The organism is Emticicia aquatilis, assembly GCF_014644295.1.
Taxonomy (GTDB): Bacteria; Bacteroidota; Bacteroidia; order Cytophagales; family Spirosomataceae; genus Emticicia; species Emticicia aquatilis.
This window is the reverse complement of the sequence record NZ_BMKK01000006.1, coordinates 122,445-137,797: the sequence shown is the minus strand read 5'-3', so window position 1 is coordinate 137,797 and position 15,353 is coordinate 122,445. Positions and strand designations below refer to the sequence as shown.

The window sequence follows — 15,353 nt, the reverse complement described above, 5'->3', positions numbered from 1 at the left end:
AGCAATACAAGAAAAACAGGCATTTTATCATGCCGTAGGTATGCAACGGTAATATATGTCATACCTACGGCATTTCGATAGGTAACTCTTTTGATTGAATCTACCAATATTTAGTCCCGCTGGGACATCTTGTAAGGTTTCTTACTCCTCCCAAGCCCAATCAATGCGGTGTTTCATGTCTTTGATTGACATTCCGTTGGCTTTGAAATAGCTTCTGATTTCGTCAACTTTATCGTATTGTTGAGCGGCTTTGTATTCTCGGTAAAGATTCAACATTCCGTTCAGTACCGCATCTGAGTTTTCGGCTTTTTCTTCTTTCAAACCTAAGATTCCTTCAATGAAAAGTACAAACTTGTATTTTAACTCATTGAAAGTTCCTTCTCCGATAGCGGCTGGTTGCAACTGATTCATGTAAATCATGTTTACATATTTCAGTAAATTGAATAATTGTGCAATCGCTACGGCGGTATTCAAATCATCGTTCATGGCATCATAAAATGCAACGATTGATTTTTCGATGTCTTGTTTTTTCTTTTCGTCGGTGGCTACTTCTGCTGGCTCGAAAGTTAGCGTTTTTACAATTCTGAGGCCATTTGTCAATCTTCTGAAGCCTTTTTGTGCTGCTTTTAGGGCATCGTTCGAGAAATCAAGCGTACTTCTGTATTGTGATTGCAACATGAAGAAACGCACCGTCATTGGGCTGTAAGGTTGCTCAAGTAATGGGTGATTTCCTGCAAAGAGTTCGGCTGGTAAAAACGAATTTCCCAAAGATTTCGACATCTTTTGGCCGTTTACGGTAAGCATATTCGAGTGCATCCAATATTTTACTGGTTCTTTGCCCGTGATACCGACACCTTGTGCAATTTCGCATTCGTGGTGCGGGAATTTTAAATCCATTCCACCGCCGTGAATATCGAACTGAGCCCCTAAATATTTGGTACTCATGCAAGTACATTCTAAGTGCCAGCCTGGAAAGCCCATTCCCCACGGACTTTTCCATTGCATGATATGTTCTGGATTTGCTTTTTTCCAAATCGCAAAATCAAGCGGATTGCGTTTTTCGGCTTGTCCATCTAACTCACGTGTTTCATTCAAAAGGTCTTCCAAAATTCTACCCGAAAGTTTGCCATAGTCGTGCCCGCCTTCGTTGTATTTATTAATATCAAAATAAACCGAACCGTTCGATTCGTAAGCTAATCCTTTTTCTATTAGGGTTTTAACTGCCTCAATTTGCTCAATCAAGTGTCCAGTTGCGGTTGGCTCAATGCTTGGTGGCAAGAAATTGAATTGCTCCAAAACCGTGTGAAAATCGTTGGTATAGCGTTGTACGATTTCCATTGGTTCGAGTTTTTCGAGCTTCGCCATTTTGCCGATTTTATCCTCACCCTCGTCGCCGTCGCCTACTAAGTGACCAACGTCGGTGATATTTCGCACATAACGTACTTTGTAGCCAATATGAGTAAGGTAACGATAAAGCACATCGAAAGTCATAAACGTGCGGACATTGCCCAAGTGAACATTGTTGTAAACAGTAGGCCCACAAACGTACATACCCACGTGGTTGGGCGTGATGGACTGAAATTCTTCTTTTTGGCGAGTTAGCGTATTATAAATTTTCAGATTTTGCATAGAAATTTAATGAGTGAATGAGCGAATGAGTGAATGAGTGAATGAAATAGTTTCATCAATGATTCTATCAAAACTCTTTGTATTTAGGAAAATATAGGATAGCTATTGTTTGGGAACAGTTAGCAGAGTAATACAATTACAGACAGCAACAACAACATCGAAAGGCAGACGTATGAGACATTACTTGGGAGTTTTTTACAAAATTACAGAACATAAACCAAAACATAACAGGATTTATAAGATTTTTAGATTCGCAGGGTATATCTCTTGATTTTTTGCGATTAAAAACCTTACTTTAAAGATATTAATTCAACACTAAAACCTTGCCATGTCGAACCCTAACGAACAAAAACTTCAAAAAAGCCTTACACCAACACTCCTTTGGGGGCTGGGCGTTGGATACGTAATTTCTGGAATGTACTTTGGTTGGAATCTCGGCCTCGAAAAAGGCGGTACGTTCGGAATGGCGGTTGCCACTTTTTTTGTGATTATTCTTTATGTTACGTTTTCGTTGAGTTATGCCGAATTGGCTTGTGCGATTCCGCAAGCGGGTGGTGCTTTTGACTATGCGAATCGAGCTTTGGGGAAAAAGTGGGGATTTCTGGCGGGAATGGCTCAAAACATTGAATTTTTGTTTGCTCCACCCGCTATTGCGGTTGGAATCGGGGCTTATTTCAATGCGGTTTTTCCGCAACTTTCTATTTTGGGAGTAGCCATTGGAGCTTATTTGGTTTTTACTTTACTCAATATACTTGGCACCAAACTCGCCTCAGCATTTGAACTGATTATCACGATTTTAGCGGTTTTGGGTTTGATTATTTTTTGGTATTTCACTTTTCCGAAATTTGAAGCGAAAAACTTATTGACTAATAATTTGCCGAATGGTTGGAGTGGAGCTTTTGCGGCTTTGCCGTTTGCGATTTGGTTTTTTTTGGGAATTGAAGGTTTGGCAAATGTGGCCGAAGAATCGAATAATCCACAAAAAGATATTACGTGGGGATTTGGCTCAGCAATGGCTACTTTGGTGGTTTTGTGTGTGCTGACTTTCATTACGGCAGTCGGAATAAACGGCTGGGAATCAATCGTTTATAAAGCAGATGGAAGCGTAACTGACTCGCCTTTACCAATGGCTATGAGCAAAATTATGAGTGATACGAGCGGGGTTTATCAATTGATAGTTGGCATTGGCACTTGCGGACTCATTGCATCGTTTCATGGCTTAGTTTTGGCGGCAGGACGTGCAACTTTTGAGTTTGGTAGGGTAGGAAATGCTCCAAAATTTATGGGCAATGTTCACCCAAAATTCAAAACTCCAGCCAACGCTTTACTGTTGAACATGGTTTTCGGAATTGTGGCACTTTTGAGCAATTCAACGGCAGATATTATCATTCTTTCGGCTTTTGGTGCTTTGACGATGTATATTTTTTCGATGGTTTCGTTATTGGTTTTACGCAAAAAAGAACCTAAACTTAAACGTCCTTTTCAAGTACCGTTTTATCCAGTTTCGCCAATTATTGCTTTAGTTATCGCTTCTGTGGCTTTGGTGGCATTGATTGTTTATAACTTCAATTTATCGTTGGTGTTCTTTGGTATTCTGCTCGGAAGCTATGTTTTAGCTAAGTTTTTTAACGCAGATTTGTCTTAAACGAAAGAAACGGAGCAGATACTGCCCCGTTTCTATTAACTATTATGAAACAAATCTACTAATAAGATTATTTATCCCACCAAACTCTTGCTGTGAAAGTATCTCCACCTGAGATACCTGCAACTGCAGTTTTATAGTTTTCTGGGTTGTATGATGGCTCTGTTGATTTGTAAGGAATTCTTCTTGGAATAGTTCCGCCAGAGAATCCGTTTGGATATACAACAGGAGTTAGAGCAGGATAGCCCGAACGACGCCAGTTAGACCAGTTTTCGATAAAGTTGAATGTAATACCTGTTGTTACCCAAATCTGCTCATTGATTTGTTTGATAGAAGCATCTGTTGAGCTTACATTCAATGGGTTTTTAGCTAAGTAAGCATCCATTTCTGAAACAGCTTTTGCTACCGCAGCATCTCCAGCGGCTGTAGTATTAAACTGTGCTAATGAAGCTGCTGCCGCTTTCACACCATTTTTATAGTGGTCTGCCGCAGTTGTTGCACCAACATTCCAACCTTTTACTTTAGCTTCTGCCAATAACAATTCGGTTTCTGCATAAGTTAGTACAAAATTCACGCCACTTCTATCAATGAAAATTGATGTACGTGGGCGAGAGTATTTACCTACACGAGCTACATCAGCACCAGTACCCGAAGCACCTGGATATTGTGGGTGTTTGGCAATATCAGTAGCACCACCATTTAGGTCATAGCCATTCGGAAGACCGATTTGAGCTGCCGCTGAATTATCGCCAGCTAAAGCTTGGTTTGTGTTGTTAGCATATCCAGCTTGTGCAACCTCAGCAATAGCACTTACACGTGGGTCAGAAGTAGCTTTCAAATAATCAATGAAAGTTTTGCTCCAACGAACCTCACGGTAATCGTCAGGTACTCTCAATGCACCACTTGTGTTATTTCCTGCTGTTGCATTATCAGTCAAAACTTTAGCGTTATCGTCGATGCTTGTGAAAACACCACCAGCATACGCTTTTTCTGCCCAAGTTTTAGCAGCAGCTGCATCAACTTTCGATAAACGCATGGCCAAACGCAACATCAAAGAATAACCGAATTTTTTCCATTTAGCCACATCTCCACCGTAGATTAAATCAGCGGTTGGTTTTGTTTTAGAAGTACTAAGAGCCGTAACCGCAGCATCTAATTCAGTCAACATGGCAGGGTAAATGCTTGATTGAGAATCGTATTTTGGTAAAGTGATACCTTCTTTAGCTTTAAGAGCTTGCGAATAAGGAACATCACCATAGCAATCAGTGATACGTGCTAAACAAAGCACTTTCATGATTGTGCCTACATTATATAGGTTCGACATCTCTGGTTTGTCTTTTACCAAATTCATCATTTCGTAAGACAAAGATGCTGCACGGTAAGTTTCTTCATGAACACGACCTTGGTACGCTACAAAGCTACCCGATGCAACGTATTTATCGCCATTGCCATAATACGAAAACGTAGAAGCCAAAACCTGAGTCCACATACTTTGGAACAACAACTGAGAATATCCAGTGTTTCCGTATTCGTACTGTGACTGCGACAATAAGTAATTAGGGTTGAAGACCGCCGCACTTGTTTTGTTTGGGTCGGTGTTGATTTCTTCAAACTTGTCAGTACAAGCCGTAGCAAATACTGTCAGTATTGTTAATATATATCCTATTTTTTTCATAGTAAGCCTCGTTTAGAATTTAACATTTAGGTTCAAACCATAAGTGCGAGTAGATGGTAAACTGTTACCTTCGATACCTGCATAGCTTAGTACAGATGAGAAACCTGCTTCTGGGTCGATGTTATCGGTGTGTTTCAATAATGTAAGAAGGTTTCTTCCTACGATTGAAAGTTCGATAGATTTGATTGGAGTTTTACCCAAGAATTTAGGATTGAGAGAATAGCCGAGTGTAACTTGGCGAAGTTTGATGAAACTTCCGTCCATTACGTTCAATGCTGAAATTCTACGTGCTAAGTTTTGGTAGTAAGTTTGAGCTGGTACATTTACTGTATTTGTTGCACCAGATTTTGTTACACCAGCAGCTACTACACCTGTCTCACGACCTTCAAGAGTCATTTGGTTCAAACCACGGAAAATTGTGTAATAGTTAGTTGCTGAAAGCACTTTATTACCAAAACGATAGTCAAACAAGAATGAAAGATTGAAGTTTTTGTAGCTAAATTCGTTGTTGAAACCACCATAAACTTTCGGTAATACCGAACCCATTGGCGTACGTGCTGCTGCTTGTACAGGAATACCAGTTTCGTCGATTACAATTCTTCCTTGAGCGTCATAAACATAATCATAAGCCATGATTTGTGGGCCAGGTAAGCCTTTAATCAAAGCTGTATTGGCGTTCAACGGGCGGTATGTTCCTAAGCCTAATTGTTGGTCGGCACTTCCAGAACCATTGATTTCAACGATTTTGTTTTTAATCCAAGTAAAGTTGAATGAAGTAGTCCATTTCAAACCACCTGTCTCAACTGGTACACCCATTACTAATGCTTCTAAACCTGAGTTTTGAGTTGAACCTGTACCGATTTGTTGGCTGCTAAAACCAGTTGCTTCTGACAACGAACCATTGATGATTTCGTTATGAGTTTTACGGTTGAAATAAGCCACATCGAAACCTAAACGGTTTTTGTAGAATTTCAATTCAGTACCTAACTCAAACTCTGAAAGCGTATAAGGTTTCAGGAATAAATTTGGTAATGTACTGCTAAACGAACCAGTTGTGATTCCTTGGATAGCTCCACCAACGCTATAATACTGCGAAGTACTATATGGACTTGCTGGCTCACCACTTACAACTGCGTAAGATGCTCTGAATTTACCATAGCTCAATTTCGATGAGTTTGCTAAATCTGTGAAATCATAGCTCAAAGAAACTGATGGAGTAAAGATACCGTAATTGTCTTTTGGTAATGTCGAGAACGCATCATAACGGCCTGTTGTAGATAAAATCAACTGATTTTTGTAGTTGAAATCTAATGAATAGAAAGCCGAATTGGTTTGTTTCTCGCTATAACCATAATCACGGTTGAAAGAAAGAACATTGTATGGACTATAGAAGAACGGGATAACAAATGGGCCACCACCTACACGAAGCATATCGTATTTGTTTTTACGAGCTGCCGCACCAACAATGGCATCTAATGAAATATCTTTTACTAAATCAAAGCTACCACCTAAAATAGCTTCAGCATTTAACTCAGAAGTAGTAGATTTTGATAAATCATCTAAGCCACCTTTTTGTCCATTTGAATAGGCTGTACCAGTTGGAGTTACTTTGAAAGTACCATCATTCAATAAATCGTATCCAAAACGTATTTGTGAGTAGATTTTTTTAGTGATGTCGTATTTTGCCGTCAATGCCGAAAGCATACGCTTACGTTTTACATCATTTCTATAACGATTTACAACAAACCAAGGGTTGGTTACGTAAATATCATCGTTATACTGAATCTCATTTCCGTTTTCGGTGCTTGCATCGTAGCCAGGCATTAATACTGATTGAGCCACGTTGGTTGCCAAGAAGTTGATGTTATTGGCATTCATTGGGCCGTCGCTGAGTTGTGGTTTGTTGGTGTTTTTCTCATCAACATAATTTACCATCAAATCAACTTTGAGTTTTTGACCAAATTTTTGTGAACCAGTGAAGTTGGCAGTTTTGCGGTCGAGGCCACTATTTCTCAAGATTGAGTTATTACCCAAATTTGCCAGTGAGAGACGGAAGCTACCAGTCTCGTTACCGCTTGCGATTGCCAAAGAGTTAGTGATTGACGAACCTGTGCGGTAGAAGTTTTTGATGTTGTCTTTAACTGCTGAGTATGGATAGCTTTTGCCATCAAATTGGATAGTTGAAGCACCGTCTAATTTTTCACCCCAGCTCAACATACCGCTGTTTAATGCACTAACCGTATTAGCTGGTCTTTTGCCATTCAAGCCTTGACCATAAACATACTGATAATCGGTGTAGTTGATAGCTTGTTCAGCCACTGTATTAAGGTTGTAGTCAACTGACATTTTGCCTTTTTTACCAGATTTGGTAGTAATCAAAATTACACCGTTGGCTGCTCTTGCACCATAAAGAGCCGATGCCGAAGCACCTTTCAAAACCGACATACTTTCGATGTCGTCAGGGTTTAAGTTTGAGATACCGTCGCCGTTATCTGCACCACCCCACTCTCCAGCACTACCTCTTTGCGTATTGTCAATCGGCACACCGTTTAATACGATTAGCGGAGAGCTTGCGGTAAAGCTGGCCATACCTCTCAACAAAATTCTGGCCGAAGAACCCGAACCTCCATTTGTACCTGAGATATTCAAACCTGCTACACGACCAGCCATCGAATAAGCCACGTTAGTCTCACGGGCTTTAGTCATTTGGTCGCCATTTACAGTTGTTACTGCATAACCAACTTTACGGGCTTCTTTAGAGATACCCAAAGCCGTTACAACTACTTCGTTGAGTACGCCAGCCTCTGGTTTTAGACTTACATTAATGACATTTGAGCTACCAACTGTTACGTTTGTGGCAGAAAAGCCAATGTAACTAAATGTTAGTTCGCTTCCTTTAGCAGCCTCAATTGAGTACATTCCTTTATCATCAGAAATTGTACCTTTAGTAGAACCTTTGATTGCCACATTGACACCATAGAGAGGAGACCCTCCGTCGTCGGTTACTTTCCCTGTAATTTTCACGTTTTGGGCATAAGCCGAAAACACAAAAAGAGAAAGTATGAAGGCATTGAAAAACTGTCGTAATGTTTTCTTCATACTCGAATTTAAATATTAGGTTAATGAAAAGAATTATGAAACTTTTATTGACATCTAAAATATTAACACGCACATAATTTTTTCTTAATTTTAAATTAACAGAAAGCCCATTTTTACCTACTTTTAAACAACACAAATGGCCTTAAATAGCCTTAGAAGCACTAAAAAAGCCCTTTAAACATCGCTTAAAGGGCTTTTTTAATTTTTTTAATAAATAAACAAATATTTGATAATATCTTAATATTGATTTTGTGCTTTATGTTCCTAAGACTTCCTTGTACGATACGCCATAATCTTCGGAGTATAAGCGTTTGTAGTCTTTCGCAAATTTTTCGTAGGATGTTTTGGCTAAAGAATGCTTTCCGAGCTGAACTAAAGCACGACATTTCATTGACATGGCGGTCTCGTCAACCGAGTCGAATTTGAAAATATTGTCGGCAATTTCGATAATCTCTTCGGCATTTTTACTGATGTCGAGCTGCTTAGAATAGGCCAAATAAGTATCAATAACTTTATTAGAAATTTCGCCTTTAAAATCATCGAGCCATTCGTATTCTAAAGTTGTCAGAAAACCGCCACGATTAATGATTTCGGTTAGTTGACCAATTTGTTGGCTATTGATTGTTTTCTTTGAGTTAGTCAATTTCAAAAACTCAAAGTAGTCTAAATACACTTTTTCGGGGTCGAGTGTAATCATCCAGTTTCCTGTGTCTTTGCCAATGGCTATCGAAGGTAACTGCTCAAAGATGGTCTTCAGTTTTGTAATATTTACCGAGCGATTATTTCTGGCACTATCGGCAGTTTTATCGAACCACAATAATTCGTTGAGTTGCTGCGAATTAATTCCCATGTTCCATCTAACCGAATGCAACAAAATATACAAAAACATTTCCTTCAATAAAGGCGTGAACATATTGGTTAGGTCTGTTCCTTTATCGTTGATGAATTGAAAACCGCCAAACAAAAGTACTTTCCCCTTATTGATAACTTCTTCGTTGAGTTGAGGTGTTGGTAGTTCTTCAATAACTGGCTCATCGAATAGGGCTGCTTCTGTTTGCGTTTCGTTCAATGCAATTTCTGTATTCTCAGGCATTGCTTTTTTTCTACGCAAAAAATAGTAGCCGAGACCACCAAGCAACAGAAGAGGAAGAATGATATAAATGTTTTTGCTGAAATATTGGCTAAAAGACACCTTATTGGCTTTTATCTCAGCGGGTAGGTTTGATGGTGGAAAATCAAGCGAGTAAATGATGATTTCAGTCGAATCTACTGGAATACGGTCATGAAAACTCGTTACGCAAAAAAGTTTTGAGTTGTTTTTATCGAAATAGATGTCGGCGTTGCTACCTACATCCAAAAACTGATAAGGGATTTCTTTGGAAATAGGTTTTATTTCGGGTTTTGAAAGCGAACCTTCAACCAACTGGAGACTCGAATTAAACTTTAACTGATTATATATTAGCCCATAAAAAGTATCGTTTTTATCATTTAGAATTAATGATGATGCTACCACGAAAGGGGTTTCGGGTACTTTTAAATCATAGATTTTTTTGATAGTGTTTGTTTGCCAGTCAATTTCAAACATATCATAATAATTTTGTGGATTTAGGCCTTGGTCGCCAGTTTTTGAGCCAAAACCACCAAATAAATATGACTTTGTGCTATTTTTCGTGCCGAGGCCAAACATATACCGAGGCGTAATGGTATCGCCTTTTAGGTGCAAATCAGACCACGTATTGTTGTTGAAAGAATATTTCTGAAAACTGTTTTTGTATTTATATTGTCCGTAACCACCAATTAGTACCATTGCCGAATCAGTCGGATATATGTATTTATTATGATGCCAATATTCGGTCAGGTTATATTTTTCGTCGGGCGTTATATCCCAACTGTTTTGTGAGGCATTATAATTAAAAACCTTTTTTTCGTTTAGTCGAAGATTCATGAGCTTGTTTTGTGATGGTAGAAAAACTGCCATATCGCCAAACGTAAACTTCTTATGGCTTTGCCCCAGTGGCTTGCTGCTCAAAGAATCATTTTGAGTATTGAAAAAATAAGTCTTTAGGTCGGTGTTAATAATAATTCTCCGTTGATTAGAATCAAACGCAAAGCTCGAATTTCCTTTTACTTTCAATCTTCCGAGTTGTTTCCACTCGTAGTGTTTTTTGAGTAGCCAATTCGCATTTTTAGTAAAGGCTTTTTGTTGAGCATTAAAAATATCGGCAGTAGTTGTACCCGAAATCTCTCTTAAAGGCCAGTGGTGCAAGATTTTTTGCTCAGATTTGAGCGTGATGTTCCTTAAATACATCGGTAGAGCATCGCTCGTCAGAAATTTTGGGTCAGAGCATTCTCCAAAATAAATTTTAAAGCAACCTTTTATCTTAGACGAGATTACGCCCGAGCCTAATAGTTGATTATCATCGAAGACTTCAATCTTTTTATCTTGAATCGCAATTCTGAATTTATTCCATTTAGCATAGAATAAATTGGTATTGAGGGTTTTTAGCTTAATGTCTTTATCGCCCGAAATTACCCTAAAGGTTTGCTGTTTGCCACGGGCATCCGACTGAAACAATAAATCGAGATTTTGGCCTTCGTCAGTAATAATTCTGAATACATAGCCAAAATACGATTGAACCTTTGGCTTAAATTTTAGCTCAAAACTTAGTTCAAAATCTTTTTTTATGCAGACTGGTTGCTCTTTTCCTATTATTAAGGCAGTACGTTGGTCAGTAACTACTTCGTGACCCAAGAACTCAAGGCCATACTCTTGTCCATTGACCCGAATAGAGAGTAAAAAGGTCAGGGTTAGTAGTAAGGAAATCAATTTTATGGGTATAACGGCTCTTAGCATAGGGTAGTGGTGTGACGATAATCACGACAATTTAGGCACAAATTTAAAATCCTTCCTTCTAAATTCAGAAAAATACCAAAATAAAGATTCTTTCATGATTTAGATTTCGTGCTAAATGTACATTTATAAAACCTCAATCCGAAAGATATTTTGTTTTTGTGTGGTATATATCTACTTTTGATTTGAATGAAAAACAGAGCTAAGAACCCATGAATGCTAAAGATATTCTACTTCACCTACGAATCCCATTTTCGTTTTTTCTGATGCCTGTCTATTGGTTTGCGATTAGTCAGGCTCCCAATCTTGATAAATCTAAAGCTTTTTGGATATTTATTATTTTACATTTATTGGTTTATCCTGCCAGTAATGCTTACAATAGTTATTTTGATAAAGATGAAGGCAGCATTGGTGGACTCGAAAAACCTCCGGCGGTTGATAAAAAACTTTTTTGGGTTTCGTGGGTAATGGATGTTTTGGCCGTGATAATAGTTTTTTTTGTTATTGACTGGGTTTTTGCTCTGATGATTTTTGTTTATGGTTTAGTATCAAAAGCTTATAGCAACGATAGCATTAGATTAAAGAAATATCCGATTTTGAGTTGGTTAGTTGTTGGTTTTTTTCAAGGAGCATTTACTTATTTCGCAATCATTATGGCTTTTGAAAAAAACTTTGAAATCTTAAAACCTCAAATTTTACCTGCCATTATCAGCACGCTAATGCTTTGGGCAGTTTATCCGATGTCTCAGATTTATCAGCACGAAGAAGATGCCAAGCGAGGAGATACCACTATGAGCATATTATTGGGCATCAACGGTACGTTCGTTTTTACGGCTATTGTTTTCATGCTTGCATTTGCTGGATTCTTCTATTATTTTACCATAAACAATTTTATAGCTTTATCTATTTTCAATCTGCCTACGCTCGCATTTTTTGGTTGGTGGTTTCTGAAAACGCTGAAGAATAAAAGTCAAGCGAATTTCAAAAATACGATGTGGCTCAATTTACTTGCATCAGTTTGTTTGAATGGTTTCTATATTTGGTTGTGTGTCAAATAAGAAATTGTGAATTTCTGCTGCCCAAAAATGAAAAAAGGTTGTCAGCAAAGCATACAACCTTTTTGAACCTTCCTCTTTTTTAACCAAAAACTATACAGATGGTCGTAACCATCAAAATAATATTATTAGAAAGAATAAGCGTACATGTACAATTTATCCTTTAATTCTTTTCTTGCAATATGTATTCTGTTTTTTACTGTACCAATCGGAATACTCAATTTCTGAGCAATTTCATGGTATTTAAAACCCTTGAAGTGCATCATAAATGGTTGACGATACGCTTCATCGAGTGTTTCTACCGCATTATTGATGTCTTCCATCGCAAACGACGAATAAGCATCATTATCAACTAAACTTTCAGTGCTATTGATATAATGAAGATTATCCGTTGTATCAATAAAAGTATTCTTTCTCACCATTCTCTGATAGTTCGTAATGAACGTATTCTTCATGATGGTATAAAGCCATGCTTTTAGGTTTGTACCGTCCGAATACTTATCACGATTCAAGAATGCTTTCATGAGTGTATCCTGTAATAAATCATTGGCATCTTCATTGTCTTTTGTGAGCCTCATAGCAAAAGGCTTCAATGACTTTGATGTTTTTGATATGGCGTAGTTGAATTCGAGAGCAGTCATAGCTTTGTTTATTTTTGTTGAAGCAAAGTTAAACAAAATGTATTTGTAAAAACAAGCTTTTGTGTAAAAATATTTATAAAAAGTTAAACGTAATTGGCGGTGGACTATTAAATACTAACTAAAAAGCACGATTATAGCAAATAATACTCACTTTTACGTTTTAATTGGGCTTATGCTTATATGTCTATTTGTTTAAACAAAAGTATATAATCATAAACAATAAATGCTGCTTTAAAGAATAACATACGTTGAAATATGATATTTGGATTTTGACGAAGGTATTTTTTTCATAAATTTGATTGAACAAACTTCTATTCAACAAGTATTATGTTAAAACTCGGATTTGTAAGTGCGATTCTGGCCGATTTTGGCTTTGAACACGTAGTAGATTTTGCATCTAAACACGAATTTTCGTGCTTAGAGATGATGTGTTGGCCAACAGAGGGAGGCGAGACACGTCGTTATGCAGGCGTAACCCACATCAATGTCGATAAACTACACGACCCACATCAAGTGAAGTATATCAAATCATATCTTCACGAAAAAAACATTAGTATTTCGGGCTTAGGTTATTACCCTAATCCATTAGATGCCGATAAGGCAAAATCTGAATTTTATATTGAGCATATCAAGAAAGTAATTAGAGCCTGCAATACGCTTGGTGTTCCTGTAATGAATACTTTTATTGGGCGTGACCCCAAGAAAAATATCGAAGATAATTTGAAAATCTTTAAGAAATTGTGGAAGCCAATCATCGAAACTGCTGAGCAAGAAGGTATTAAGATTGGTATTGAAAACTGCCCAATGTTCTTTACGAATGATGAATGGCCGGGGGGAAAAAACTTAGCAATCAGCCCAGTTGTTTGGGACAGAATGTTTGAAACCTTCAAAACCCCACTTTTCGGACTGAATTATGACCCATCGCACATGATTTTTCAGATGATGGACGAAATCAAACCAATTTATCAATACAAAGACCGTTTGCATCATATTCACTTAAAAGATGTAAAAGTATATCACGATAAATTGGATAGAGTTGGAATCTTAGCCAATCCGCTTGAATATCATTCACCAAAACTGCCTGGTCTGGGAGATGTTCGTTGGGGAAAATTCTTTGCTGCACTCACTGATGTGCGTTATCGTGGCCCAGTTGTGATTGAAGTGGAAGACAAAGCCTTCGAGGGAAGCCCTGATGATGTAACAAAAGCAATTTTGCAAAGTAGAAATTACATTCGTCAATATTTGCCATAGGTTTGTAAAACAAGTTTCCAACTTGTTTCATAGGAAAGCCTTCAAAACTAAAATTTTGAAGGCTTTTCATTTATCAAACATTTATCATTCAACATTAAGCATCATTTAATGCCCTCCGCCCATTGGCATATTTACATCACCTTCTACTTTTTTTGCTTTGATGAGCAGCGTTGCTCCTGCCGCAATTAATAAAAGTATTCCTGCAAACGTAATGGCTTTACCTGGGTCGTTATTCAAGAAATTTTTCAGGATATAGCCAAAAGTAAGGGTCTGAATCAGCATTGGAATCACAATCATCATATTGATAATTCCCATATAAACGCCGTAACGTTCTTTCGGAATTTCGCCAACTACAATCAAATACGGAATTCCCATCATACTTGCCCAACCAATTCCAAAACCCGTAATCGCAGGGAAAAGCAAATATTTATTTTCAATCAGTGGAAAAGCCAGAAAGCCAATTCCTGCCAAAATCAAGCAAAAGGTATGAACCAATTTGGGAGAATATTTTTTAGCAAAACCAACTAAACTAAATGCTACCAAAAACATTACAATGTTATACCAGCCATTTACTAAGCCTGTCCAACTAACTGCTTCGTTATAAATAGGATTGTCTTGGTAAGTTGTAGTTTTCCAAACCGATTGTGCAATACTTTTCGATGAGTTCTGCCAGTAGCAAAACAATGCGTACCATTGAAACAAATAAACTAAAGCCAACTGCCACATAACTTTTGGCATATCACGGATAGCTGAGATAATATCAATAAATGGTGAAAAAATATTTAAAGGATTTCGTTTCATTTCGGCAAGTTCTTCTTCACTTGGCGGAATCTCAGCAGTTGTACGCATACTCCACCAGACTGAGCCAATCGAACAAACTGCCCCTAAAAAGAAGGACGCATAAACCCAAGTAGGCAAAGAACCAGTTGTGCCTAAGAATATCATCGGAAAAATAAAAATCGAAAGATTCACCAGTGTCTGCCCCAAACCAGTAAAGAAACTTTGTGCCTGAAAGCCCGTTGGTTGCTGCGAAGCATCAAGTTTATCGGCAATAAATGCTCGGTAAGGCTCCATGGCAGTATTGTTGCCCACATCCAAAATCCAGAGAAGCCCAGCAGCCATCCACAATGTACTACTAAAAGGATAGAGGAAAAGAGCCAAGCTGCACATTAAAGCCCCAACAAAGAAGTACGGCTTACGACGGCCAAAACGAGGCGACCAAGTTTTGTCAGACATTGCTCCAATAATCGGTTGAATCAAAAGACCAGTCATTGGGCCAGCTAAATTGAGCAACGGAATTTCGTCGGGACTTGCCCCCAAGAAGTCATAAATTGGGTTTACAGCACTTTGTTGAAGACCAAAACTATATTGAATGCCAAAGAATCCGACATTCATATTAATAATTTGTGAAAAACTCAGTTTAGGTTTTGAAAACTGCATCTGATTATGTTTTAGGTTAAAGTAAGTAATTGCACAAAGAAAAGAAAAAATTTAATTTTTCTGAAGAAAT

At 38.0% G+C, this 15,353-nt stretch carries 9 protein-coding genes; 3 read left to right on the top strand and 6 right to left on the bottom strand.

The window, feature by feature from the left end; genetic code table 11:
* Positions 1-141: 141 nt before the first annotated feature.
* A complete protein-coding gene (gene cysS / locus IEX65_RS15635) occupies positions 142-1,629 on the bottom strand; it encodes a cysteine--tRNA ligase (protein ID WP_188767094.1) in 1,488 nt (495 codons plus the stop codon).
* Between the two features lie 328 nt (positions 1,630-1,957).
* Here cysS and eat point away from each other — a divergent pair, with 328 nt between their 5' ends.
* Positions 1,958-3,274 (top strand): ethanolamine permease, encoded by a 1,317-nt coding sequence (gene eat, locus IEX65_RS15630; protein WP_188767093.1) that lies wholly within the window; start codon positions 1,958-1,960, stop codon positions 3,272-3,274.
* 67 nt (positions 3,275-3,341) lie between these two features.
* Here the strand turns inward: eat and IEX65_RS15625 are convergent, their stop codons facing one another.
* The 3 genes from IEX65_RS15625 to IEX65_RS15615 all read right to left on the bottom strand — a co-directional run bounded on the left by IEX65_RS15625 (position 3,342) and on the right by IEX65_RS15615 (position 10,899).
* Positions 3,342-4,946, bottom strand: coding sequence for a SusD/RagB family nutrient-binding outer membrane lipoprotein (locus IEX65_RS15625; RefSeq protein WP_188767092.1), 1,605 nt, complete (start codon positions 4,944-4,946; stop codon positions 3,342-3,344).
* A gap of 12 nt (positions 4,947-4,958) precedes the next feature.
* Positions 4,959-8,045: a SusC/RagA family TonB-linked outer membrane protein gene (locus tag IEX65_RS15620; RefSeq protein ID WP_188767091.1), complete on the bottom strand. Its 3,087-nt coding sequence runs from the start codon at positions 8,043-8,045 to the stop codon at positions 4,959-4,961.
* 256 nt (positions 8,046-8,301) lie between these two features.
* The gene (locus IEX65_RS15615) at positions 8,302-10,899 is read right to left on the bottom strand and encodes an FBX42 beta-propeller domain-containing protein (RefSeq protein WP_188767084.1); all 2,598 of its coding nucleotides are present in this window, start codon (positions 10,897-10,899) and stop codon (positions 8,302-8,304) included.
* 209 nt (positions 10,900-11,108) lie between these two features.
* Between IEX65_RS15615 and IEX65_RS15610 the strand changes: the two genes are divergently transcribed.
* A complete protein-coding gene (locus IEX65_RS15610) occupies positions 11,109-11,954 on the top strand; it encodes a UbiA family prenyltransferase (RefSeq protein ID WP_188767082.1) in 846 nt (281 codons plus the stop codon).
* A gap of 125 nt (positions 11,955-12,079) precedes the next feature.
* Here the strand turns inward: IEX65_RS15610 and IEX65_RS15605 are convergent, their stop codons facing one another.
* Entirely contained in the window at positions 12,080-12,592 is a 513-nt protein-coding gene (locus IEX65_RS15605) for an RNA polymerase sigma factor (protein ID WP_188767079.1), read from the bottom strand.
* Positions 12,593-12,919: 327 nt separating this feature from the next.
* Between IEX65_RS15605 and IEX65_RS15600 the strand changes: the two genes are divergently transcribed.
* The gene (locus IEX65_RS15600) at positions 12,920-13,843 is read left to right on the top strand and encodes a sugar phosphate isomerase/epimerase family protein (protein ID WP_188767076.1); all 924 of its coding nucleotides are present in this window, start codon (positions 12,920-12,922) and stop codon (positions 13,841-13,843) included.
* A gap of 105 nt (positions 13,844-13,948) precedes the next feature.
* Here IEX65_RS15600 and IEX65_RS15595 read toward each other — a convergent pair whose 3' ends face one another.
* Entirely contained in the window at positions 13,949-15,283 is a 1,335-nt protein-coding gene (locus IEX65_RS15595) for an MFS transporter (RefSeq protein ID WP_188767074.1), read from the bottom strand.
* Between the last annotated feature and the right edge of the window lie 70 nt (positions 15,284-15,353).

Bases quoted from the DNA above. Each gene is read 5' to 3' on its own strand.
- cysS (WP_188767094.1), bottom strand. From the start codon at position 1,629: ATGCAAAATCTGAAAATTTATAATACGCTAACTCGCCAAAAAGAAGAA.
- eat (WP_188767093.1), top strand. From the start codon at position 1,958: ATGTCGAACCCTAACGAACAAAAACTTCAAAAAAGCCTTACACCAACA.
- IEX65_RS15625 (WP_188767092.1), bottom strand. From the start codon at position 4,946: ATGAAAAAAATAGGATATATATTAACAATACTGACAGTATTTGCTACG.
- IEX65_RS15620 (WP_188767091.1), bottom strand. From the start codon at position 8,045: ATGAAGAAAACATTACGACAGTTTTTCAATGCCTTCATACTTTCTCTT.
- IEX65_RS15615 (WP_188767084.1), bottom strand. From the start codon at position 10,899: ATGCTAAGAGCCGTTATACCCATAAAATTGATTTCCTTACTACTAACC.
- IEX65_RS15610 (WP_188767082.1), top strand. From the start codon at position 11,109: ATGAATGCTAAAGATATTCTACTTCACCTACGAATCCCATTTTCGTTT.
- IEX65_RS15605 (WP_188767079.1), bottom strand. From the start codon at position 12,592: ATGACTGCTCTCGAATTCAACTACGCCATATCAAAAACATCAAAGTCA.
- IEX65_RS15600 (WP_188767076.1), top strand. From the start codon at position 12,920: ATGTTAAAACTCGGATTTGTAAGTGCGATTCTGGCCGATTTTGGCTTT.
- IEX65_RS15595 (WP_188767074.1), bottom strand. From the start codon at position 15,283: ATGCAGTTTTCAAAACCTAAACTGAGTTTTTCACAAATTATTAATATG.